General features: G+C 63.7%; 19 protein-coding genes and 1 pseudogene. 10 read left to right on the top strand and 10 right to left on the bottom strand.

The genetic code is table 11. The features are described 5' to 3' along the window. Positions 1-6 precede the first annotated feature (6 nt). The 8 genes from HMPREF2617_RS05240 to HMPREF2617_RS05205 all read right to left on the bottom strand — a co-directional run bounded on the left by HMPREF2617_RS05240 (position 7) and on the right by HMPREF2617_RS05205 (position 8,985). Positions 7-1,338 carry an ATP-binding cassette domain-containing protein gene (locus tag HMPREF2617_RS05240; protein ID WP_070840265.1) on the bottom strand — a complete coding sequence of 444 codons (1,332 nt, stop codon included), beginning with the start codon at positions 1,336-1,338 and terminating at the stop codon, positions 7-9. Continuing rightward, on the bottom strand, positions 1,325-2,104 hold the full coding sequence (locus HMPREF2617_RS05235; RefSeq protein ID WP_070840264.1) for an ABC transporter permease: 780 nt from the start codon (positions 2,102-2,104) through the stop codon (positions 1,325-1,327). The genes HMPREF2617_RS05240 and HMPREF2617_RS05235 overlap by 14 nt, the downstream gene beginning before the upstream one ends. After that, the gene (locus HMPREF2617_RS05230) at positions 2,101-3,024 is read right to left on the bottom strand and encodes an ABC transporter permease (protein WP_070840263.1); all 924 of its coding nucleotides are present in this window, start codon (positions 3,022-3,024) and stop codon (positions 2,101-2,103) included. The genes HMPREF2617_RS05235 and HMPREF2617_RS05230 overlap by 4 nt, the downstream gene beginning before the upstream one ends. Continuing rightward, positions 3,021-4,442 carry an ABC transporter substrate-binding protein gene (locus HMPREF2617_RS05225; RefSeq protein ID WP_083323216.1) on the bottom strand — a complete coding sequence of 474 codons (1,422 nt, stop codon included), beginning with the start codon at positions 4,440-4,442 and terminating at the stop codon, positions 3,021-3,023. The genes HMPREF2617_RS05230 and HMPREF2617_RS05225 overlap by 4 nt, the downstream gene beginning before the upstream one ends. A gap of 9 nt (positions 4,443-4,451) precedes the next feature. Further along, positions 4,452-5,231 carry a GntR family transcriptional regulator gene (locus HMPREF2617_RS05220; protein WP_070840262.1) on the bottom strand — a complete coding sequence of 260 codons (780 nt, stop codon included), beginning with the start codon at positions 5,229-5,231 and terminating at the stop codon, positions 4,452-4,454. Between the two features lie 69 nt (positions 5,232-5,300). Further along, a complete protein-coding gene (locus HMPREF2617_RS05215; RefSeq protein WP_070840261.1) occupies positions 5,301-6,287 on the bottom strand; it encodes an LLM class flavin-dependent oxidoreductase in 987 nt (328 codons plus the stop codon). A gap of 58 nt (positions 6,288-6,345) precedes the next feature. Next, positions 6,346-7,776, bottom strand: coding sequence for a branched-chain amino acid transport system II carrier protein (gene brnQ / locus HMPREF2617_RS05210; RefSeq protein ID WP_070840260.1), 1,431 nt, complete (start codon positions 7,774-7,776; stop codon positions 6,346-6,348). Positions 7,777-7,863: 87 nt separating this feature from the next. Next, positions 7,864-8,985, bottom strand: a complete 1,122-nt coding sequence (locus HMPREF2617_RS05205) for a MalY/PatB family protein (protein WP_070840259.1) — start codon at positions 8,983-8,985, stop codon at positions 7,864-7,866. Between the two features lie 73 nt (positions 8,986-9,058). Between HMPREF2617_RS05205 and HMPREF2617_RS11675 the strand changes: the two genes are divergently transcribed. Continuing rightward, on the top strand, positions 9,059-9,313 hold the full coding sequence (locus HMPREF2617_RS11675) for a type II toxin-antitoxin system Phd/YefM family antitoxin (RefSeq protein ID WP_083279298.1): 255 nt from the start codon (positions 9,059-9,061) through the stop codon (positions 9,311-9,313). Continuing rightward, entirely contained in the window at positions 9,306-9,701 is a 396-nt protein-coding gene (locus HMPREF2617_RS11670) for a type II toxin-antitoxin system VapC family toxin (protein ID WP_342027973.1), read from the top strand. The genes HMPREF2617_RS11675 and HMPREF2617_RS11670 overlap by 8 nt, the downstream gene beginning before the upstream one ends. Here HMPREF2617_RS11670 and HMPREF2617_RS05200 read toward each other — a convergent pair. Beyond that, positions 9,698-11,591, bottom strand: a pseudogene (locus HMPREF2617_RS05200) (ABC transporter ATP-binding protein). The gene HMPREF2617_RS11670 and the pseudogene HMPREF2617_RS05200 overlap by 4 nt on opposite strands. 72 nt (positions 11,592-11,663) lie before the next feature. On the opposite strand from HMPREF2617_RS05200, the gene HMPREF2617_RS05195 reads away from it, so the two are divergent. From HMPREF2617_RS05195 to HMPREF2617_RS05180, 4 genes are read left to right on the top strand one after another with little or no spacing between them, the layout of a single operon-like run. After that, a complete protein-coding gene (locus HMPREF2617_RS05195) occupies positions 11,664-12,218 on the top strand; it encodes a hypothetical protein (protein ID WP_070484906.1) in 555 nt (184 codons plus the stop codon). Positions 12,219-12,228: 10 nt separating this feature from the next. Then, complete coding sequence (locus tag HMPREF2617_RS05190; RefSeq protein WP_070569611.1) at positions 12,229-14,190, top strand: M3 family metallopeptidase; 1,962 nt, start codon at positions 12,229-12,231, stop codon at positions 14,188-14,190. A gap of 30 nt (positions 14,191-14,220) precedes the next feature. Next, on the top strand, positions 14,221-15,237 hold the full coding sequence (locus tag HMPREF2617_RS05185; RefSeq protein WP_141763009.1) for a trypsin-like serine protease: 1,017 nt from the start codon (positions 14,221-14,223) through the stop codon (positions 15,235-15,237). Further along, positions 15,238-15,510, top strand: coding sequence for a hypothetical protein (locus tag HMPREF2617_RS05180; protein WP_070421342.1), 273 nt, complete (start codon positions 15,238-15,240; stop codon positions 15,508-15,510). On the opposite strand, the gene malQ is transcribed toward HMPREF2617_RS05180, so the two are convergent. Then, the gene (malQ, locus tag HMPREF2617_RS05175; RefSeq protein WP_371441292.1) at positions 15,507-17,657 is read right to left on the bottom strand and encodes a 4-alpha-glucanotransferase; all 2,151 of its coding nucleotides are present in this window, start codon (positions 17,655-17,657) and stop codon (positions 15,507-15,509) included. The genes HMPREF2617_RS05180 and malQ overlap by 4 nt on opposite strands. Here malQ and HMPREF2617_RS05170 point away from each other — a divergent pair. The 4 genes from HMPREF2617_RS05170 to hrcA all read left to right on the top strand — a co-directional run bounded on the left by HMPREF2617_RS05170 (position 17,656) and on the right by hrcA (position 22,405). After that, positions 17,656-19,494: an AMP-dependent synthetase/ligase gene (locus HMPREF2617_RS05170; protein WP_083323215.1), complete on the top strand. Its 1,839-nt coding sequence runs from the start codon at positions 17,656-17,658 to the stop codon at positions 19,492-19,494. The two genes, malQ and HMPREF2617_RS05170, sit on opposite strands and share 2 nt — an antisense overlap. Positions 19,495-19,579: 85 nt before the next feature. Next, a complete protein-coding gene (locus HMPREF2617_RS05165; protein ID WP_070421344.1) occupies positions 19,580-20,248 on the top strand; it encodes a hypothetical protein in 669 nt (222 codons plus the stop codon). 14 nt (positions 20,249-20,262) lie between these two features. Next, entirely contained in the window at positions 20,263-21,381 is a 1,119-nt protein-coding gene (gene hemW, locus HMPREF2617_RS05160; RefSeq protein WP_168168336.1) for a radical SAM family heme chaperone HemW, read from the top strand. Positions 21,382-21,388: 7 nt separating this feature from the next. Continuing rightward, on the top strand, positions 21,389-22,405 hold the full coding sequence (gene hrcA, locus HMPREF2617_RS05155; RefSeq protein WP_070421398.1) for a heat-inducible transcriptional repressor HrcA: 1,017 nt from the start codon (positions 21,389-21,391) through the stop codon (positions 22,403-22,405). The last annotated feature ends 7 nt before the right edge of the window (positions 22,406-22,412 follow it).

Genomic DNA, 22,412 nt, shown 5'->3' with positions numbered 1-22,412 from the left:
GGGTGCCTATAGTACGGCGGCGAGCAGTTCTCGGGTGTAGGGGTGCTGTGGGTTGGCCCAGATCTCCTCGGTTGGCCCCTGCTCGACGATGCGCCCGGACTGCATGACGGCGACGGTGGGGCAGAGTTCACGCGCGACGTTTAAGTCATGGGTGACGAAGATGAGGGTGTTGGCGCCTATGGTGTCGCGAAGCAGGTCAAGCACTTGGTCCTGGATGGTGGCGTCGAGGGCGGACACGGGTTCGTCGGCAAGCAAAATGCTCGGGCGAGGGGCTGCGGCGCGCGCAATAGAGATGCGTTGGCGCTGCCCGCCGGAGAATTGCGCGGGCTTGCGGTGGCCGGTGCCGGCAAGGCCGACGCGCTCGAGCATTTCGTCGGAGCGTTGCTTATCGACGCCTACCTCACGAATCGACGCCCCAACCTCCATACGTGGGTCAAGGGAGGAGTACGGGTCCTGGAACACCATCTGCACGTCCCCTGCGACCGTCACGGTGCCGGATGTGGCCTCGCGCAGCCCCGCAATCAGGTGGAGCAGCGAGGTCTTGCCCGAGCCAGACCCACCCACGATGGCCAGGCGCTCGCCCTCGCGGACGGTGAGGGTGACGTTGTCCACCGCCATGGTGGCGCCGCGCTGCAGCGAGACACCATCCAGTTCGACGACCGGCTCGCCGAGCGTGACAGGGGCAGCGGGCGCGCCGGGCTCGGCTGCGGCGGCGAGTGCTTTGGCGTAGTCGGAGTCGCCAGCGACGATGCGCCCGTCCTTAAACACCAGCACCCGGTCGGTCATGCGGCGCACCACGGCCAGGTCGTGGGAGATGAACAGCAGGCCCATGCCACGCTCGCGGACGAGGCGGTCGAGCAGGTCGAGGATGTCGGACTGGACGATGGCGTCGAGGGCGGTGGTGGGCTCGTCGCAAATGAGCACGTCCGGGTTCTGGGATAGCGCGAGCGCGATGAGCACACGCTGGCGCTGGCCGCCGGAGAGTTCGTGCGGGTAGGCGTCGGGGCGGTCCACGCCGACGTCTCGGAGCAGGTCGCGGGCAACGATCCGGCCGATCTTCTTCAGCGGGTCGAGTGCGGTCATGGGTTCTTGGAACACCATGGCGACGGTGTTGCCGCGCACTCGGCGGCGCACGCGGTCGCGGGTGCCCACCATCTCTGTGCCGTTGACGGTGATGGATCCGGTCGCGGGCAGGTCACTCAGCCCCATGATGCTTAAGGCGGTGACGGACTTGCCGGAGCCGGATTCACCGATGATGCCCACGCGCTCGCCGGGGGCGATGTGGAAGGTGATGTCGTGGAGAATGCCGTCGATGCTGAGGTGCTTAACGTCGATCATCGGTGCCTCCGAGCAGGTTAAATCCCAGCACGGTCACCGCGATGGCCAGGCCCGGCCACAGTGCGAGGTGCGGGGAAGTGGCCAAGAATGGTTGCGAGGCCTGCAGCATACGGCCCCACGACGCGTAGGGTGCGGGGGAGCCGAGGCCGAGGAAGGACAGGCCAGCCTCGGCGAGAATGGCGAGAGCTACGGCGACGGAGACCTGTGTGAGCACGATCGGCCAGATATTCGGAAGGACGTGGCGCCACGCGATCCCAGGGCCCGACACCTTGGCAATGCGCGCGGCCAGGATGTAGTCGTTTTGCATCACCTGCAGCGTGCCGGCGCGGGCGACGCGGACGAACCCGGGGGCGCCGGCGATGCCGATGGCCAGCACAACAATCCAAATCGAGGCACCAAACACGGCGGTGAACACGATGGCCAGCAGCAGCGCGGGGAAGGCGAGCAGAAGGTCGGCGCCGGCCATGACGAATCGGGCCGCACCGCGGCGCATGCCGGCCCAGATGCCCAGCGGCACGCCGACCAACGCGGAAAGCCCAACTGCGCCGATGGCCACCGTTAAGGTCAGGCGCGCGCCGTCCATGACGCGCGAGGTGATGTCGCGGCCGAACTGGTCGGTGCCCATCCAGTGCGCTGCCGAAGTGCCCTGGAGTCGGTTCTGAACGTCGGCCTGTAGCGGGTCGAACGGCGTCCACACCAGCGACAGCAGCGCAACTGCCGCGACGGCCAGGACGATCAGCCCGCCGATTTTGCGTTGTGTTGTCATGCTTGCCTCCGAATCCGCGGATCAACCACCGCATACGTCAGGTCCACGATGAGGTTAACCACCAGCGTGAATGCCACGACCAGCATCATCACGGTTTGGACGGTGGTGAGGTCACGGTTGCCTACGGCGTCGAGAAGCATTGTGCCCAACCCCGGAATTGTGAACACGCGCTCGATGACCACCGCGCCAACCACCAGCGACGCCAGTTGCACGCCCACGACCGTGATCACCGGCAATGCCGCGTTGCGCAGGGCAGAGGAGTAGAGCACTGCGCGTATCGACGACCCCTGCGCCCGCCCCGTACGCACATAGTCCTTGCCCAACTCTTCACGCACCGACGCCGCAATGTAGCGGGTCAGAATCGACGCCTGCACAAGCGAAAGCGCCGCCACCGGCAGCACCACGTGCGCAGGCGTTCCCCACCCATTGGCAGGCAGCCAGCCTAGGCGCACGGAGAACAACGCCACCAGCGCGATACCGACCAAAAACGACGGGACGATGATGCCCACCTGCGACAGGCCACTGACCAGCGCAGGTCCCGCAGAACGGCGCCGACCCGCGATGTACACACCGGCGGGTACCGCGACGAGCAGCGACACCGTCATCGCAAGCACCGTGAGCGTAAGCGATACCCCGGCGCGTTCAATGACGGATTCGGTGATCTCCTTGCCCGAGGACAACGACACACCAAAGTCGCCGGTGATCAGCCCTGAAATCCAGTCGAAGTACTGCGCTGGCAACGGGCGGTCGAGCCCGAGGCGGGTGTTGAGCTCTGCGATGTCTGCCTCGGTTGCCGCCACGCCGAGCGCGATGCGCGCCGGGTCGCCCGGCACTGCGCGCAGCAGCGTAAAGATGATCAGGCTGGCGGCGACGAGCAGCAGCACAAAGCGCAGCAGATGTTTGCTGATGGTGCGGATCATTTCTTCACCTCGTTCAGCCGTAGCGAGTCAGTGACCACGTTGGGGTTGAGTCCACTCACGCCTGGGGCGTAGAGCACGATATTGGGCGCGTTGACCAGGGTCAGCGACGCCGCGTCGGCCATGACTTGGTCGATGGCGGCTTTGATGTCGCCGTCCGCGAAGTGCTGCTGGGCCTCGGGCGAGTCGTAGCCCAGGTAGTAGTCCGGGTTGCCGAACAGTTGGGCGGCGTCGCGCGGCTCCACGTGGGCGATGAGTGAGGACTGGTAGTCGTGGCCCTTGTGCACTTGGCTGAGCCACACGGCGGGGAACTCGACGGTTTCCAGTTTGATGTTGAAGCCGACGTCGCGAAGTTGCGAGAAGAGCAGCTCCGATGCGGTCTGTGCGTACGGCAGGTTGGGCACCGTGATGGTGACCTCCGGGGTGCGCCCGGCGAGCAGTTTGCGGGCCTTGTCGGGGTCGAAGGGGTAGTAGTTGTGCCCGGTGAACCACGGGTCGGTCGGCGGGACGGGTGCGCCGCCGGTGTCGGTGGCCAGCCCGTTGTAGACCACCTCGTTGATCGCGTCGCGGTCGATCGCGTACGCCACCGCGCGGCGGATGTCGGGGTCGTCGAAGGGGGCGCGTTGGTTGTTCATGCTCAGTAGCACTTCGCCGTTGGTGGTGCCCACTTCCACCCGGATGTCCTCGGGCAGCGTCTCGATCAATTGCGGGGCTTGCATCGCCCACACCACGTCCGCGTCACCCACGCGCAGCGCGTTGACGGCGGAGACCGGGTCGTCGAAGTAACGCATCACGGCGTTGCGCTCGACGGAGCCGTCCCAGTAGTCCTCGCGTGCCTCGAAGACGATCTTCTCGCCGATGTCGAAGCGCTGCACTGTGTATGGGCCGGTTCCCAGCGGGTCGGTGGCCAGCCGCTCGATGCTCGCTGGGGTCATCATCGCGCCGGTCAGCGTTGCCATGGACCACAGCCACGCATCCGCGTCACCCTCGACGGTGACGGCCAAGGTGTGCTCGTCGAGCACGTGCGTATCGACGACCGGAGCCATCTGGGCCTTCAACCCATTCGTCCACTCGTTTTGCACGTAATCGATTGAGAACGCGGCGTCCTCGGCGGTAAACGCTTTGCCGTTGGAGAACGTCACGTCGTCGCGTAGGTGGAACGTGAATGTGTCGCCGTCGAGGTCCCACGAGGAGGCGAGGTGGGGGATGGGCTGGCCGTTGTCGTCGATACGCACCAGCGTCTCGTACACATTGCCCACGAGAGCCTGGGGTGCGGCGGCACCGCCAGTTGTTGTGAAGTCCAAGCCAGCAGGTGCTGCGGAAGCCGCAACCACCACCTCATCGCGGGCCTCGGAATTGGTACAGGCAGCCAACGTAAGTGACAGGGAGACGGTGGCTGCGACCAGCGTCCTTGAAAGCATGCTGTGAGGTTAGTGGATGTCGGATTCCACCTGGAACCACAGGGGGGACGAGTGCCCCCGAACATTGTTCAATCCGAAGGACACCTTGTCCGCGCGGAAGATGTGCACGGCGTATTCGAGCACGTCACCGTTATGCGTTAGGGCCTTCAGCGCAACCACAACAACCGGGTCGTCTTCTTCGATGCCGAGCTGCTGGGCCAGCTTCGCGTCGGCGCGCTCGACCGTGAAGGAACGCGACAGGTTGTTAAAGTCCGCGCCCGCGCGAATGAGCTCGCGGTGGATGGAATCCTCGGAGGTATCCACCGTCTCAATCACGTCGGTCAGCGACGCGTCGAAGTACATCACTTCGGCCACGAGCGGCTCGTCGTCGGCGCTGCGCACCCGGTCGAGCACGTAGACGTCTGTGCCAGGAGTGATGCGCATCTTCTCGGCGACGGTCTCGTCGGCCTGGATGATGCCGCGGCGGTTGACCACCTCGCCCGGGTTCTTGCCCATCCGGTACAGCCACGAGGTGGTGGACAGGATCTCCTCGAACGTCTCGGTGCGGGTATTGGACAGCACCAGGGAGCGACGCCCGCGGCCCGAGGAGAGCAGGCCCTCCGCGCGCAGCGTCGCTACCGCCTGGCGTACGGGGCCGCGGGAAGTGTTGAACTGCTCGCACAACTCGACCTCGCTTGGCAACGATTCGCCTGCAGGGATGTGGCCTGCGAAAATCTCGTCGCGAAGGTAATCGGCGATCTCTTCGTGCTGCTGCGGGCGACGGAGTGGACCGGTGGGCAATTGAGCCATGGGGGTCAGTTCTTTCGTGGTCGAAGCGGATTTGTATAGCCAAATCCTAGACCACTGTTCACCAGAATTTTACTTTCCCCAGGAACCGGCAAGAATTTCCATGTTGCGCAGGGTTGCATCGTGGCTGCCGGACTGCAACGAGATCATCAACTCGTCTGCCTTGGCCAGTTTTTGGAACGCCTCGAGGTACTCCGCAACCTGCTCACCGGTGCCCTTCGCGGTGTAGCGCAGCATATCCGTGATCTGACGGCCCTGGAAGGAATTGACCACGGCGTCGAGCTGATCGTCCGAAAGTGCAGTGCCACGACGACCCATAAACGCGCGCACACGGTTGCGGTGCACGATACGGGTTTCCTCCACGGCCTCCTGCTCGGAATCGGCAGCCGTGACGTTGACTGCGGCGATGCAGTACGGCTCCGGGTAGCGCTCCGACGGCTGGTAATTCTCCTTGTAGTAGGTGGTGGCCTGCTCCAAGTGCTGCGGCGCGAAGTGGGAGGCGAACGCGTACGGCAGGCCCAGCTTCGCAGCCAGGGATGCGCCGAACATGGACGAACCCAGAATGATCAGCGGTACGTTCGTGTTAAACCCGGGCATCGCGGTCACGCCTGGCAGTGGGGACTCGTTGGACAGCCACGCCTGTAGCTCGAGAACATCGTCGGGGAAGCGCTCGGCGGCGGCAGGGTCTCGTCGCAAAGCGCGGCCCAACGTCTGCTGATCAGTACCGGGCGCGCGCCCCAAACCAAGGTCGATGCGGCCGGGGTAGAGCTCCTCGAGCATGCCGAACTGCTCCGCAATCACGTACGGGGAGTGGTTCGGCAACATCACCCCACCCGAACCGAGGCGAATGCGCTCGGTCTTCGCGCCGATGTGGCTAATGAGCACTGCGGGTGACGACGACACAATGCTCGACATGTTGTGGTGCTCCGCGTACCAAATCCGGTCGTAGCCCAACCCTTCCGCCTTTTGGGCGAAAGTAACGGAGCGTTTCATCGCCTCGCCGACGGACTCGTCGGGGTAGCGGGTGCAAAAATCGATCAGAGAAAGTGGCGTACGCATAAGGCCCCACCGTACGCGTTTTGCGAACAGTGGGGCCTCGCAGGAGAGCCAGGTGCGACTACGACTGCAGCACCGGTGCAGCGTCACCTTCGGCGGAGAGGTCTTCGCCTTCGATGGACTCCATGGTGCCCGGGATCATCGCAGGCTTCGGCTTGGCCAGGTCCACGATCAAACCGATGATGAAGGCCACAACAACCGGAACAACCCAGCCGAGGCCCTCGGCGGCCAGCGGTGCCCACTGCACGATTGGGCGCAGTGCGTCGGCGGCCCACTCGAGGGAGATGAAGGTCTCGATAGCGGACCACACCACAGCGACCCACAGTGGCAGGAAGAACGCCCAGCTAAAGCGAGTACGTGCGCGGAATGCCGGCTCGATGAGCGTCAGTGCGATCAAGGTGATGGCTGGCGGGTACAGGAAGCCGATCACCGGAGCGGCAATCGCCATCACGAAGTCCAAGCCCTGCGTTGCCATGATCATGGAAGCCACAGCGAAGATGACGGCCCACACGTGGTAGGAACCCGGGAACTGCTCCGAGAAGTACTCGGCGGTTGCGGTGATCAGGCCGACAGCGGTGGTCAGGCAGGCGAGCAGCACGATGGCGGAGAACACTGCCTGTCCAGCACCACCCATGGTCAGGTTGGAGGCTTCAGCGAGCAAGCCTGCGCCGTTGTCAAAGTTGGATGCGCCCGGCATGACACGGCCAATGACGCCAAGACCGACGTACACCAGCGCAAGCATGGCACCGGCGCCAACACCTGCATAGATGGTGCCGCTGACCAGCGGGGTGCCTTCCTTGAAGCCGTGGCCGCGCAGGGTGGAGATCACCACGATGGAAAACGCCAGCGCCGCAATGGAGTCCATGGTCAGGTAGCCCTCGAGCAGGCCGGAGGTCAGCGGGCCGTTGTCGTACGGCTCCTGCGGGGTGACCGGCTCGGCAGTCCAGCGGAATGCCGCCACGGAGATCATGACGATCAGCAGGACGAGCAGCGCCGGGGTGAGGAACTTGCCCAGTTTCTCCATGATGGTGGTCGGGTTCCAAGACAGCGCCAGGGCGATGCCGAAGAACACGACGTTGAAGATGCCCGAGGCAACCAGCGAGTCAAAGCCGAACAGCGGAGTGATCGCGGTTTCAAACGACACGGCACCGGTACGTGGCAGTGCGTAGAACGCGCCGATGGAAAGGTATGCCAGGACCGGGAAGACCACGCCGAAGGCGGTGCCGGCGCGCTGTGCAAGGTCGCGCAGGTTCGAGCCGGACAGTGCAATCGCGATCACGGCGAGCACCGGCAGCAGCGATGCGGTGAGGAGGAAGCCGATGAGTGCCGGCCAGAAGTTGTCACCGGCCTGGACGGCCAGCATTGGCGGGAAGATGAGGTTTCCCGCGCCGAAGAACATTGAGAACAGGGCGAGCGCAGTCACGATGATGGCGCTGGTGGAGCGTCCATTCGTTGACTGGCCGTCTGCCCGTGAAATCGCTGTGGAACCCATTGGGAGAACCTCTCTAGCTAGTGTGCAGTTGCCTTAGCATAGACCACACGCCCGCTAGATGGGAACTAAGTTCCAGTAGGTGGGATGTTAGAGCGCGTCGATCGCGTCCCCGATCCGCCGGACCGCCTCCTGGAGAATCTCCGGGGAAGTAGCAAAGTTCATCCTCGCGCGATGCTCCCCGCCGGGGCCGAAGTCCATGCCCTCATTCATCGCAACTTTTGCGTGACGACGAAGCCACGCCGCCGGCTTTTCGTCCACAAGCTTGGTGTTTCTAAAATCCAGGAACATCAAATAGGTCGCCTGCGGGACCTCCATCGCAATACCCGGCACCGCCTTTGGCAGGTTTTCGACGAGCCAATCCCGGTTCGCCCGCAGCTGCTCAATCTCCTCGTCGAGGAACTCGCGGCCGTGCGTGTAACAGGCTTCCGCGGCAACAATGCCGAGGGTACCTACGCCGTCCTTGGCTACCCCCGACAACGCATTCCACGTACGGACGTCCTCGTCGTTGGTAAAGATCATTTGCGCGCACTTTAAGCCCGCTACGTTCCATGCCTTCGACGTTGCCGTCACCGTGATGCACACGTCCGGGTTGTTTGCTGCGGCGCAGACGTGGGCGCCGTCGAAGACGAGGGGCGCGTGGATTTCGTCGACAATCACGCGCGCGCCATGCTTGCGGGCAACCTCGCACACCGCATCCAACTCATCAGCAGTAAAAACATATCCGCCTGGGTTAAATGGGTTGGTCACGATGATGCTGCCCGCGCCGCCCGCAAACGCTGCGTCCACCTCATCCAGGTCGAGCCCGCCCGCGCTGGAGACATCCACGCGCTTGCGGCCCGCAACCTGGGCAACTTCCAGGAACGGGAAGTACGCCGGCACCGGCACAATCACATCGCCCTCGGTGAAGTACTTGATCGCAAGCATCACGCCACGCACCACGTCCGCAACCGGGAAGATCTTATCCGCGTCCGGGCGCCAGCCGTAGCGGTGCTCGTAGAACCCAGCCACCGCTTCACCCAAATGGTGCGCGTGCGGCGCCGGGGTGTAGCCGAACATCTCGCGCTCCACCGCATCCGCAATCGCTTCCTTCACCGCCGGGGCGGTGGGAAAGTCGCTTTCCGCGATGAACAACGGCAGCACGTCAGCGTCGAACTGCGTCCACTTACGCGTGCCGCGGGCTTGCAGGGTTTCAAGGCTGGGAAATTGCATGCGCCCTACGGTAGTGGGATTTTTTCTTTCGCGGACCCTTTTATGCCGTAGCGCGTGGTGCTACGGTCAGTCCATGACGGAGACAATCAGCCAGCGAGAGCTGCGCAATGAAAGCGGGCGTATCATGCGAGCGCTCGACGAGGGGGAGACATTTGTGATTACAAGCAACTCGCATCCGGTAGGTGAATTGCGACCATTAAGGAAGCCACGATTCGCACGAAAAGAAGACTTGCTAGCGACGGTCAGGCGGCTTCCGAAAGTCGATTTTGAAAAGTTCCGGGCCGATATTGACGAGTATGTAGACCAACGAATTGATCCGCGTGACTAGCAGAGGCTTGTTGGATACATCAGTGCTCCTCGATCTCGATGAAATAGATCCAAATCTACTGCCAGAGCAGTGGACAATCTCGTCTATCGCTTTCGCTGAGCTGGCTGTCGGCCCTGTTGCAGCGCAGGATCCTTTGGAGCGTGCCCGCCGATCAAATCAGACCCGTGCAATCGCTGAACTAGTTGAGTGTATTCCGTTCGACGATCGTGCAGCACAAGCCTATGCCCTTGTATATGGGGCAGTGATCCGTGCCGGGCGAAAGCCACGAGGGCGTGCGTTTGATCTCTTGATCGCAAGCACTGCTGTGGCGGAAGGGCTTGATTTGTATACGAGGAATCCGCAGGACTTTAGAGGTCTTGAAGAACTTTTGAACGTGATTTCGGTTTAGTCCGTTGTGCCCTCGTCTTCATCTTCGTCGTACTCGTCGTCATCGCCCCCGTCGGCGGCGAAGCCAAATGCCTTCAACCGCTTCCTATCTGCAGCAGAAGAGGATGCCGTCAGGCGCAACAGCTCTGAATAAATACCGCCAGAGACAGCCAGATCTGCCGGCGAGCCGATCTCGTCGATACGTCCGTCGCGCAGGGTGATGATGGTGTCCACGCCGGCAATCGTCGATAAGCGGTGCGCGATCATGATCGTGGTGCGGTTGCGCATGAGCTCATCCAAACCGGCTTGGACGGCGCGCTCGGCTTTGGTGTCCAGGACGGAAGTAGCCTCGTCGAGAATCAACAGCGGGGCGTCCTTGAGCATCGCGCGCGCCACCGCCACACGCTGGCGCTGACCACCAGACAGGCGCAGGCCGCGCTCGCCGATGATCGTGTCATAACCATCGGTGAACTTCATGATGAAGTCGTGCGCGTTCGCACGCTTGGCCACGGCAACGACCTCTTCCATCGTCGCGTCCGGCTTGCCGTAGGCGATGTTTTCAAACACCGAGCCGGAAAACAGCGCAGCCTCCTGGAACACCACACCCGTGGTGGCGCGCAGCTTCTCCACGTCCAGGTGCGAGATCTCCTCGCCGCACACCTCAAGCCTGCCGTGCGTGATGGGGTAGAGCCCGAGTAACAGGTTCACAATCGTGGACTTGCCGCCGCCCGATTCACCCACCAGCGCGATCTTCTCGCCCTCGCGGGCGGTAAACGTCACGTCGTGCAGCACGGGCTCGCCCGGCATGTACTCGAAGGTGACGTTCTCAAACGCGACGACAGGTTCGCGCACCTTCAGTGGCGCCTGCTGCGTCGCGTCGAGCGCCGGCATGCCCGAGGCCTCCGTCGCGGACACCAGCTGGCGGTTCGCTGGGCGGCTCCACCGGCTCGTCCATCACCTTGAAGTAATCGCGCGAACCGGCGACGGCTCGCTGGGCGGCATCGACGATCCAGCTCATCATGGTCACCGGCTGGCGCGCCATGGTCACCATCTGGATGAGCATGACCATCTCACCAACCGTGAAATGCCCATCGAGCGTGCGCGTGAACAGGATCAGGTAAATCCCCAAAAAGATCAGGTTCATCGCCACGCCACGCGCGGTATCCATGGAGTGCCACCAGCGCGACTGCGGGCGCGTGATGTCCACGGTGTTGGTGTAGTGGCGGCCGAACTTTTCTAACTCGCGCACCTCGGCACCGTAGGACTTGGTCACCTTCACCTGGCCAACGACCTCGGCGAAACGCCCGTTGCCCTCGTCGATATTGGCGTTCTTTTCCTGCTCGAAAACCTGCCAGCGTTTCGACGTCAACGCCGTCAGCCACGTATACAGCGGGAACAGCAGCGCCAGCAGCACCGTCAGCGGCCAGTAGTAGTAGGCCGTGATGCCCAAAATGGCCACGACCTGCAGCAGCATCGGCAGGAAATTATTGGTAAAGGATTGGATGAACTGCGTGACGTTCGCAATCGAGCGGTCCAGCCGCGCGATGATCGTGCCGGTGACCTGGTTGTCGTAGTAACGCTGCGGTAGTGCGAGCAACTTGGCAAAGTAGCGCGTAGACAGAATCTGGCGGATGCGCGCCACCATCACATCGCCCAGGTATCCGGACACGTTGTGCAGCATGGAAGCGGACGCCTCTGCGACAAACAGCGCGATGGCGAGCCAGACGACGGTGCGGGTTGCGTCGGGCACGGGCTCGTCGCCAAGCGCCGCAATGATCGTGTCGGTTGCCTCCCGAATGAGGAACGGGGAGATAAGCCCAAGCCCCGCGACTATCGACGACACCACCACAACCGCGATATAAAACGGCCACAACGCGGAAGCACTGCGAACGACGCGCATCAAAGACTGCATAATTTCCACAGGGTACCTGCGCGGTATTGTGTGCAGCGAAGCACTAGTTACGCGACAGAAAACGAGGCGCACATGTCCATCCGCACGAGCACCCGGCTTGCCGCCGTCATCCTGGCCACGACCATGCCGCTGGCAGCTTGCGTGGACCAACAAGAAGACCCGATTGGCGACGAAACCAGCCAGAACCTCGAAGAATCCGTCGAATCGAAGGTCAACGACAAGCCCACCTTCAACGTTGAGGAAACCGACCCGAAGGTCACCGACGAGCTCACCGGCAAGTCCGTCAAGGATCCGGCGATGGAGTTGTCGTACAAGTGGCAGGGGACGTCGTCGACAGGCGTGGGCACCGTGGTCGTTATCGCGGTGACCAACACGTCCGACGCGCCACTGCCTGTCGACGCCCTGAAGCCGGAACTGCGCTACAGCACCGACGGCTCCTCCTACACCGACGCCACGTATATCTCCAATGCGGAGAAGGCCCAGGTGGATGTCGTCGGCATCGATATGCCGCTCGGCCCGGGTGCCACCACGAACGCGAAGTTCCCCTTCGAGGTCGCGCAGGGCAACCTGTGGGACGCAGAGTTCACTGTTGGCAACGTCACATTCAAGGGCAATTTGAGCTATTAGACTGTCGCGCATGACAAATCCTTTGCTTGCGCCATCGACGTTGCCCTACAACCTGCCGGACTTCGCCGCAATCCGGCTTGAGCATGTGGAACCCGCCTTTGAACAGGCGTTGGTCAACCACGCGCAGGAAATCGCGGACATCACCACCCAAGACACCCCAACCTGGGAGAACACCGTCGAGGCCTTCGAGCTCGCCGGTGCGGACCTGGACCGTGTCATGGCGTGGTTCTTCAACCTGCAGGGCACCGATTCCACCGACGAGTTCGACGCCGTCGCCGACCGGATCGTGCCCAAGTTGTCCGCGCACGTGGACTCTATCTACCAAAATAGCGAGCTCTACTCCCGCATCCAGCAGGTCACGGCGCCGGAGGATGAGGAATCGCAGCGGCTTCACGACGAACTCAAGCGCCGGTTCGCACGCCGCGGCGCCGATTTGGACGCGGCCGGCAAGACGCGCCTGCAGGAGATCAACCAGCGCCTGTCGGAACTCTCCGAACTCTTCGGCCGCAACCTGCTGGCGGATACGAAGAAACTCGCCGTGGAACTGACCCGCGAAGAACTCGACGGCCTGTCCGAGGCACAGATCGAGGCCTACCAGGACGGCGAGCGCTTCGTCGTGCCGATCGAACTGCCGACCACCCAGTCCCTGCAGGCCGAACTCGAAAACTCGGGCGCGCGCCACAAACTTTTCGACGCCTCCCGCGCCCGCGGCCGCGACACCAACGCCGACATCGTCGCCGAGTCGGTGAAGCTGCGCCTCGAGCGCGCGAAGCTGCTCGGCTTCGATTCGCACGCCGACTACGTCATCGCCGAGGAGACCGCAGGCAACGCGGCCGCCGCCCGCCAACTGATCGCGGACCTGGCGCCTGCCGCCGCTGCGAACGCCGAGGCGGAGCGCAAGCTCGCCTCCGAACTCGCCGGTGAAGACCTCGACGGCGCGGACTGGCCCTACTGGCAGGCGAAGCGTCGCGAGCAGGAACTGGGCATCGACGAGGCGGAGATCCGCAAGTACTTCCCGCTCGAGCAGGTGCTCACCGACGGCGTGTTCTACGCCGCCAACCTCCTTTACGGCATCACGGTGGAAAAGCGCGAGGACCTCAACGGTTACCGCGACGACGTGGACGTCTGGGAGGTGAAGGAAGAAGACGGCACTGGCATTGGGTTGTTGCTGACGGACTACAACGCGCGTTCGTCGAAACGCGGCGGCGCCTGGATGAGCTCCTTTGTGGACCAGTCGCACCTGGCGGGCACGAAGCCGGTGGTGGTCAACGTCATGTCGATCACCTCGAACCTGCTCACTATCGACGAAGTGACCACCCTGTTCCACGAGTTCGGCCACGCCCTGCACGGCCTGCTGTCGGACGTGCGCTACCCGTCGAACTCCGGCACCAACGTGCCGCGCGACTGGGTGGAGTTCCCCTCCCAAATCAACGAAAACTACGCGTTTGCCCCGGAGATCGCCCGCAACTACGCGCGCCACGTGGACACCGGCGAGGTCATTTCCGACGAGCAACTCGCCGCACTGAAGGCCTCGCGTCAGTTCGGCCAGGGCTTCCTCACCGCCGAGTACCTCGCGGCCAGCGCGATCGACCTGGCGTGGCACTCGATCACCGAGGACACCCCGTCCGACATCCAAACCTTCGAGGAAGAAGCCCTGCGCGAGGTTGGCCTGGACATCGACGGGCTCGAGCCGCGCTACCGCTCCACCTGGTTCAACCACATCTTCGCCGGCGGCTACTCGGCGGGCTACTACTCCTACCTGTGGGCAGAAGCACTTGATGCCGACGGCTACCAGTTGGTCGAACAGGAAGGCATCAACCGCGACACCGGCGCGAAGTTCCGCGAGACCATCCTGTCCAAGGGGTCCTCGCGCGACTACGCCGAGGCCTACCGTGCGTTCCGTGGCCGCGACAAGGACACGCGTCCGTTGCTGGAGCGTCGCGGCCTGGCGGGCTCCGACGTATCGGCATAGCCGGTTAACGGCCTGCGCTACGCTGGCGGCATGTCCCGCGGAAGTGTGAAGCATTGGTGCGCGGCTGCGGTGGTTGCCACGACGCTTGCGGCGTCGGTGGTTCCTGCAGTCGCGCCTGCTTCGCCTGCGTTGAATGCGGCGCAGGGTGGGCGGATTTTCGTCGATAATTTAGGCTCGGACCGCCTCACTGCCTGCACGCTTGGTTTCAACGACGTCGAGCACCGTCGTAGTTACACCGCCGCCCACTGCGTGGTACAAAACGAGCAGTACTTCCCCCAGGGTGCGCTGGTCTACCTTGCAGATAGCGCCGGCAAACAAATCGACGAGCCCGCAGGGTTGATCTTCCCCGCGCGGGCGTATTCGCCGAAGACGTCCGCCAACGACTGGGCGGTGATCTACTGGTTCGAAGACGTTCGTGTTGGCGGCAACCCGTATGGCGGGACGGTTATACCGGTGGAAAAGATCAGCAGCACCGACACGATCTGCTTCCGCGGCTATTCCACCCACGGGCGCTCGGATGCGTCGACGTGCGGCAAGTTCGTCGGCACGGTTGAAAACACCACGTACTTCGACGCGCCGCAGATGCCGGTGCCAGGTGACTCCGGTGGGCCGGTGTACATCCCGGGCCGCGGCCTGGTGGGGGTGATCTCGGGCGCGAACTATGTCGCGGGCGAGGATAACCATCAGTTGATTGGGTTCCAGCGCGCCAGTTCGCTCGACAGTGGCCCGGTGTACGGGGAGGAGCAGGTCGACGACTTTTTGGAGTACCAGTATTCGCTGCGCTACTCCACGACGATCACCAACCCGCCGGGTGGCACGATCACGTTGACGCCGACCTTGGTGCCGCGAAGGACGCCTGCGCAGGCGACGTTTGAGTCTGGTGCCGCGACGCCGACGAGTGTGCCGACGGTGGCACCAAGGCAGAAGGCGGTGGAGCAGGCGCCGTCGGGCCCGTCGGCGTCGCAAGTTATCGGGATCATTATCGGCATTTTGGTGGTTGTTGCCGCGGTGAGCCCGATCGTGATGATGGCGTTGAAAGCGGTCTAAATGGGCTGGTTAATGGGGTTGAGCCCGTGGTTGCAGGTGCCGCTGATTGTGGTGCTGGCGCTGCCGGCGTGCGCGGCGGTGTCCTATGTGCTGCTTTGGGTCGTCGACCGGCTCGGTCTAGGCTTGGGCACCATGGCCAACCCTGAAGAGCTGCGCAAGCAGGATCAACAGCTGCCCAAGCCGCAGCGTAAGTACCCGCAGTCGCGGGTGACCCAAGCAATGTGGGTGCTCATCGCTCTTGTCATTGTTGCTGCGGTGATCGGCGCGCTTTAGTTGCGTATCGACGCCTCCGCCACCGCCTTAAACAACTCCATCTCCGGTAGGTGTTCGATGAGCACGGGGGTGCCGGTGGCGTCGCAAAGTGGCATGCGCCAGTTGGTGTACTGCTCGCCGTTGGTGCCGGGCTGGTTTTGAATGCGCTCGTCGCCAACCATGTCCACCAGGTTCGTACACGTCATCGCCGATGGGGTGGAGGCGACGAAGCGCGTCAGTCCCGTGATCAGTGCCTTTTCGTCGTCGCCGGTAAGCGCACCTTCCTCCCGCGCGAGGCCAAGCACCTGGTCGATCCAGATGCGGTCGGTGGCGTTGAGGTGCTCCACGGGGTCGTCGACAAGCCCAAGCTCATGGCGCAATTCGTTGTGTGCACCCTTGAGGTAGCCAGCGGTGGGCGGCAGGTCGTGCGTGCCCACAGCCGTCAGCGCCAGGTGGCGGTACTGCTGCGAGGGGCGCGGCACGCCCGGCGGGATGGATTCGAACCACAGCACTGAGGTGCCCAAAATGCCCTTGTCGCGCAGGAAGTCCTGCACCCACGGCTCGAACGTGCCTAAGTCCTCGCCGACGACGACTGCCCCGGCGCGCTGCGCCTCCAACACGAGGGTGCCCACCATGGCCTCAAAGTCGTAGTTCATGTACACCCCGCCAGCGGGTGTGCCGGCGCGCGGCACCCAAAACAGGCGGAACAGTCCGAGCACGTGGTCGACGCGGATGCCGCCACTGTGGCGCAGCGCTGTGCGCAGCAGGTCGCGCCACGGCCCGTAGCCGGACTCGGCGAGTTGCTGCGGGTTCCACGGCGGCTGCGACCAGTCTTGGCCTTTTTGCGAGTACTGGTCCGGGGGAGCGCCCACCGACGCGTCGGGCACTAGCACCTCGCGCAGTGTCGCCGCGTCCGCACCACCTGGGTGGATGCCCACCGCAAGGTCCGTCATGATGCCGATCGACATCCCGGCCGCTGTCGCACGTTCCTGGGCCAGACGCAATTGCTCGTCGGCGATGAACTGCAGCCACATATAGAACTGCACGAGGTCCTCGATGTCGCCGCCAGCGTGCCTCGAGCGATGCTCCGGGTGGTGCTCCGGGTGGTGCTCCGACTCGGCGGCTTGCGCGGCGCACCAGGTGGCAAACTCGCGCAGGCCTTCGCCCTCGTCCAGGCAGAACAGTTCAAAGTCGTGGGTGCGCGCGGCATCGGCCTGGGAGGCCCAGAACAGCTCGCGCAGTGCCGCCAACTTTGCGGCGAACACACGGTCGCGATCCAGGGGCGCCGGCGAGGTGTTCAATGCCTTCAGGGGCGCGGCCAACTCGGTGATCGCCGCACGCAAATCACTATCCACCAGCTCGAACTCCGGCACCTGCTCCACCGCGATGTAGAGCGGGTTGATAAACCGGCGCGAGGTGGGCAAATATGGCGAATCCTCCACCGGCGGCACCGGCTGGGCGGCGTGCACCGGGTTGATCAGCAGATAATCGGCCCCCTGCGCGGCGACCGTCTCCGCGAGCAACGCCAGATCCCCAAAATCGCCCAACCCCCACGAGGCAGCCGAGCGCACCGAATACAACTGCGCCATCACGCCCCAGACGGGGTGCTGGACGACACGGGAGTTCGTCGACAAGCAATCGGGCACCACGAGCAACGTGCACACCGCATCAAAATTGTCCGACTCCAAGTGCAGCTCGTGCCAGCCCGGCGGCAGATCCCCAGGCGTATGAAACGTCGCCTCGCCCCACACCACACCATCTGAAGCCGTAAACGGCGGCGCCCAATTCTCATCCTGGTAGCAATCCCGCGAGGAACCATCCTCCATCCGGATCCAACAGTGCGCCGGGTGCCCGTCGTGCACGTGCACGTTGAAGTGCTTCTCGTGTCCCTCGGTGGCCACCACCGTCGGCGGCAAGGGGCGCGTCGCCCAGTGCTCGCGCCGGGCATCCAGGTGGAAGTGGAGTTCCTCGTCGGTGGGGTCGTCGTCAAGCGAAAGCCCCAACGCCCGCAACAACGCCACAAACGACTCAGGCGGCGGCGACACCATCCGACCATCAGTCGCGCGATAGGAGGTGCCAAAGCCATAGGACTCGGCAAGGGCGTGCAGCAGTTCCACGTTGGTCACGCTTCCGCATTCTGCCAAAACGTCGGTAATGTTGGGCACCATGCCATCGACTTCTCACACGACGGAACTTGGATTCACCCTCAACGACACGGAAACGTGCCTGAGCCGACTCATCGAAATGTGCGAGAAGCACCCGCACCTCGTGCTGTTCTCGCGGCCCCGCAACTACGAATGGGTGTCGGTTACGGCAGGGGAGTTCCTGCAAGAAGTCTACGACGTGGCCAAGGGGCTGATTGCCGCAGGTATCGAGCCCGGCGACCGCGTGGCCATCCTGTCCAGCACGCGCTACGAGTGGGCGCTGCTCGACTTCGCCATCTGGGCCGCCGGCGCCGCATCCGTGCCAATCTACCCGTCGTCCTCGATGCACCAAATCCAGTGGATCCTCGAAGACTCCGGCGCGAAAATCGCGTTCACGGAAACGCGCGACCACACGATGCTCATGAGCCCGTTCCTCCTCGGCGAGGACGGCACCCCGCGCATGGCCGACTCGACCTCGCAGTTGCAGCGCATCTACGAGTTCAACTCGGCCGCCGTGGAGCAGATCAAGTTTGAGGGCCGCGAGGTGGAGCAGTCGCTTATCGACGACCGCGTTGCCGCCACCCGCCACCCCGATCTGGGCTCCATCGTGTACACCTCCGGCACCACCGGCCGCCCCAAAGGTGTGGAGATCACCCACGGCAACTGGGCGTACCAGGCGTGGGCGCTGCTGGAAAACGAGATCGGCTCCGTGTCCTTCCCTGGCCAGCGCATGGTGACGTTTTTGCCGCTGGCGCACGTGCTTGCGCGCGCGGTGGCGCTGGCGTGGACGATTTCGGGCGCGACCCAGTCGCACTGGTCGGATACTTCGACGTTGACCGTGGAGCTGCAGCGCGCACGTCCCAACCTGGTCATTGGCGTGCCGCGCGTGTTTGAAAAGGTGCGTGAGGGTGCCTACAACAAGGCCGCGGATGGCTCCGCGATTGGCAAACGTGTCTTCTTGGAGGCCGAAAAGGCCGCGATTGAGTACTCCAAGGCGCTGGATACGCCGGACGGCCCGTCGCGCGTGCAAAAGGCGAAGGTGAAGCTCTACGACAAACTGGTCTACGCCAAGATCAAGGAGGCCATGGGTGGTTCCGTCTGGTACGGGATTACGGGTGGCTCCGCGATGAGCGCGGACCTGTCGCACTTCTTCCGCGGCATGGGTGTGCCGATCTACGAGGGCTACGGCCTGACCGAAACGTGTGCGGCGGCGTGTGTGAACAACGCGCACAGCAACAAGATCGGCACCGTTGGCCGCCCGGTCAATGGCTACTCGGTGCGGATTAACGACGACGGCGAGATCGAATTCAAAGGCCCCGGTGTGTTCTCCCAGTACTGGCGCAACTCGGCCGCAACCGAGGAAGCGCTTACGGACGGCTGGTTCAACACCGGCGATCTCGGCGAGGTCGACGAGGACGGCTTCGTGTCCATCACCGGCCGCAAGAAGGACCTCATCGTCACCGCCGGCGGCAAGAACATCTCCCCGGGACCGATGGAGGAGATCATCCGCCAGCACCCGCTGATCTCTAACGCGTTGGTGGTCGGCGACGGTAAACCGTTCGTCGGCGTTTTGGTCACCCTCGATGAGGAGGAACTGAAGCGTTGGAAGGCGAACCACAACATTCCGGCGAACAAGAAGGTCTCCGACCTTGCACAGGACCCTGCGTTGCGCGCCGAGGTGCAAGACGCGGTGAACATGGCCAACGCGACCGTCTCGCGTGCGGAGGCGATTAAGAAGTTCCGCATCCTCGACCGCGACTTGTCGGAGCAGCACGACGAGATGACGCCGACGATGAAGGTGAAGCGCAATGTGGTGTTCCAGCGTTTCCAGGAGGACATCGACAAGCTGTATCAGCGTTAGCGGCGCGCCTACCCTCATCGGCTCACGCTGTGGCATAGCATCCCATTTTGTCACTTCCACAGTCCGTTTTAAGGGGGTTCACGCCGTGCACAAAACTGCAGCCGTGCTGCGTCACCGTGAACTTACCCAGGAGATTTACAACATCGGCGACGAGGTTGCGGAGTACATCGAGCACGTCGCCGAGTCGATTGCGGACTATGACGGTGAGCTCACCGAAGATTGCCTGGCAGAGTTCGAGGAGATTGTCGACGACGCCCGCCAGGACGCCCGCCGCATCGTCGCCGAGTTAATCGGCCTGCGCCAAGCGCTGACCTCGGGCCGCGCCGCCGGCTACCTGTCGGTGGGTGTGCGCCCGGAGGAGCGCATTCCGCAGCCCGAACTTCTCGACGCCGCCGGCCTCAAAGACCTCTTCCCCCTTCAAGCACCGTTCTCGGTGCAGACGATGCACGACGCGCTCGTCGGCCGCACCGAACTGGTGGTGCAGCACTTGGAGGAGATCGTCTCGTTCACACTGGAGCAGACCGACATGGTCGCCCGCGAACTCGGCGTGGTGTCGCTTCCACACCTGTACGCGCGGGTCGGCGAGATCGTCGAGGAAGCCGTGATCGGCTGGGTGGAAACTGTCTGCTTGGACCACCCGGCGTTCGTGCGCACGATGCGCGGATCCAACCCGCCGGAGTTTTTGGAGGAGCGTGCCCGCATCGACCGCATTGTGGCGAAGGTGGCGGCGAAGCGTTCTCTGCGCGGGGCTTAGGTGGGGGTTCCGTGATGGATTCCTTCGGCGTGTATATCCACGTGCCGTTTTGTGCGACGCGCTGCGGCTACTGCGACTTCAACACGTATACGCCCACCGAGGTGGATTCCTCGCACGCGCAGTACCTCGACGCCCTCGAGCGTGAACTCGAACTCGCGGCTGCCCGGGGCCTGCCGGAAGCCCAGACCGTGTTCATCGGAGGCGGTACCCCAAGCCTGCTCGGCGCGGACGGGCTGGGCCGCATCCTGGACGCCATCCGCAACACGTTCGGCATCGCGGCCGGCGCGGAGATCACCACCGAATCCAACCCGGAATCCACCAGCCCCGACTACTTCGCGGGCCTGCTCGACGCCGGTTTCACCCGTGTCTCGCTCGGCATGCAGTCCGCCTCCACGCCGGTGTTGAAAGTCCTAGACCGCCAGCACACCCCGGGCCGCGCCGTCGCCGCCGCACGCGAGGCCCTTTCCGCAGGCTTCGAGCACGTGAACCTGGACATGATCTACGGCACGCCCACCGAAACCGACGACGACGTGCGCCGCACCCTGGATGCCATCCTTGCAACCGGCGTCGACCACGTCAGCGCCTATTCACTGATCGTGGAAGACGGCACCGCCATGGCGCGCAAGATCCGCCGCGGCGAACTGCCCGCACCGCAAGAGGACGTCTACGCGGACCGCTACGAGATCATCGCCGCAACACTGGAGACCAACGGCTACGACTGGTACGAGGTCTCCAACTGGGCCAAACCCGGCGGCGAGTGTCGCCACAACCTCATCTACTGGCACAACCAGAATTGGTGGGGCGCAGGCCCCGGCGCGCACAGCTTCGTCGACGGCGAGCGCTTCTTTAACGTCAAGCGACCCGAGCGCTACGCACAGTTGCTTCACGACGACACCCTGCCCATCCAGGACACCGAAACCATCACCGCAGACGAAGCCCACATGGAGGCGATCATGCTCGGGCTTCGCCTGCGTGAGGGGATTCCGGCCGGGTGGGTTGGGGATCGGGCGCGTGGGGTCGTCGATAAGCATGTGCGCGCGGGACTCCTAGAGCGGGGAGAGCGCTTGCGCGTGACTGATACCGGCAGACTGCTTGCAGACGGCATCATCACCGATATCCTGGCAGCCGAGTAAGGAGGCGATCATGAGCGCAGCAGACGAGCGGCGCCAAAAGGTGCTGCGGGCGATCGTGGCGGACTACATCGCCAGCCAAGAACCCGTCGGCTCCAAAGCGCTGGTGGAACGGCACAACATGGGGGTGTCGTCGGCCACGATCCGCAACGACATGGCGGTGCTTGAGCAGCAGGGCTACATCTCGCAGACGCACGCCTCGTCCGGGCGCATCCCCACCGAGGCCGGCTACCGCAAGTTCGTGGATGCGCTCCACGACGTCAAACCACTGTCCGCCGCCGAGCGCCACGCGATTTTGGACTTCCTCGAAGACGGGGTGGACCTCGAAGACGTGCTACGCCGCTCCGTGCAACTGCTCTCTCAACTGACCCACCAAGCCGCCGTGGTGCAACTGCCGAACCTGTCCGCCTCGCGCGTGAAACACTGTGAGGTTGTCGAACTCACACCAACGCGCCTGCTGCTCGTGCTCATCACCGACGCCGGCCGCGTCGACCAACGCAACGTCGATCTCGCCGCGCCAATTGGCGACGACGGCGTGCGCATCCTTCGCGACATCCTCAACGACGCACTTGTGGGCAAGAACATGCGCGACGCCTCCGCCTCACTCGCCGGCGTGGCCGTCAGCGCACCGCCGCACCTGACCGAACCGACCACACGCGCCGCCGAAGTGCTCATCACCACACTTGTCGACGCCGCCCCCGACCGCCTCATCATCGCAGGCTCCTCAAACCTGCTCGTGCCCTCCGGCGGCCTCCAGGACGTCATCGACGCCCTCGAGCAGCAAGTTGTCGTACTGAAACTGCTCGCCGGCGCCCAAGAACTCGAACGTGTCTCCGTGCGCATCGGCCGCGAAAACGAAGACGAGGAATTATCCAGCGCCTCAATTGTTACAACAGCGTACGGGGCAGGCGATGCAGCACTCGGCGGCCTCGGGGTAGTCGGTCCAACCCACATGGACTACCCCGGTACCATGCAGAAGGTTGCCACCGTGGCTCGTTACATCAGCCGCACACTGCGGGGTGAATAGAAGGGAA

The sequence above is a fragment of the Corynebacterium sp. HMSC070H05 genome, from assembly GCF_001837615.1.
Lineage (GTDB): Bacteria > Actinomycetota > Actinomycetes > Mycobacteriales > Mycobacteriaceae > Corynebacterium > Corynebacterium coyleae.
This window is presented reverse-complemented; position numbering and strand designations above follow the sequence as displayed.

Excerpts from the sequence above, each read along its gene's own strand:
- HMPREF2617_RS05240 (WP_070840265.1), bottom strand. The coding sequence starts at position 1,338 with ATGATCGACGTTAAGCACCTCAGCATCGACGGCATTCTCCACGACATC.
- HMPREF2617_RS05235 (WP_070840264.1), bottom strand. The coding sequence starts at position 2,104 with ATGACAACACAACGCAAAATCGGCGGGCTGATCGTCCTGGCCGTCGCG.
- HMPREF2617_RS05230 (WP_070840263.1), bottom strand. The coding sequence starts at position 3,024 with ATGATCCGCACCATCAGCAAACATCTGCTGCGCTTTGTGCTGCTGCTC.
- HMPREF2617_RS05225 (WP_083323216.1), bottom strand. The coding sequence starts at position 4,442 with ATGCTTTCAAGGACGCTGGTCGCAGCCACCGTCTCCCTGTCACTTACG.
- HMPREF2617_RS05220 (WP_070840262.1), bottom strand. The coding sequence starts at position 5,231 with ATGGCTCAATTGCCCACCGGTCCACTCCGTCGCCCGCAGCAGCACGAA.
- HMPREF2617_RS05215 (WP_070840261.1), bottom strand. The coding sequence starts at position 6,287 with ATGCGTACGCCACTTTCTCTGATCGATTTTTGCACCCGCTACCCCGAC.
- brnQ (WP_070840260.1), bottom strand. The coding sequence starts at position 7,776 with ATGGGTTCCACAGCGATTTCACGGGCAGACGGCCAGTCAACGAATGGA.
- HMPREF2617_RS05205 (WP_070840259.1), bottom strand. The coding sequence starts at position 8,985 with ATGCAATTTCCCAGCCTTGAAACCCTGCAAGCCCGCGGCACGCGTAAG.
- HMPREF2617_RS11675 (WP_083279298.1), top strand. The coding sequence starts at position 9,059 with ATGACGGAGACAATCAGCCAGCGAGAGCTGCGCAATGAAAGCGGGCGT.
- HMPREF2617_RS05195 (WP_070484906.1), top strand. The coding sequence starts at position 11,664 with ATGTCCATCCGCACGAGCACCCGGCTTGCCGCCGTCATCCTGGCCACG.
- HMPREF2617_RS05190 (WP_070569611.1), top strand. The coding sequence starts at position 12,229 with ATGACAAATCCTTTGCTTGCGCCATCGACGTTGCCCTACAACCTGCCG.
- HMPREF2617_RS05185 (WP_141763009.1), top strand. The coding sequence starts at position 14,221 with ATGTCCCGCGGAAGTGTGAAGCATTGGTGCGCGGCTGCGGTGGTTGCC.
- HMPREF2617_RS05180 (WP_070421342.1), top strand. The coding sequence starts at position 15,238 with ATGGGCTGGTTAATGGGGTTGAGCCCGTGGTTGCAGGTGCCGCTGATT.
- HMPREF2617_RS05170 (WP_083323215.1), top strand. The coding sequence starts at position 17,656 with ATGCCATCGACTTCTCACACGACGGAACTTGGATTCACCCTCAACGAC.
- malQ (WP_371441292.1), bottom strand. The coding sequence starts at position 17,657 with ATGGTGCCCAACATTACCGACGTTTTGGCAGAATGCGGAAGCGTGACC.
- hemW (WP_168168336.1), top strand. The coding sequence starts at position 20,263 with ATGGATTCCTTCGGCGTGTATATCCACGTGCCGTTTTGTGCGACGCGC.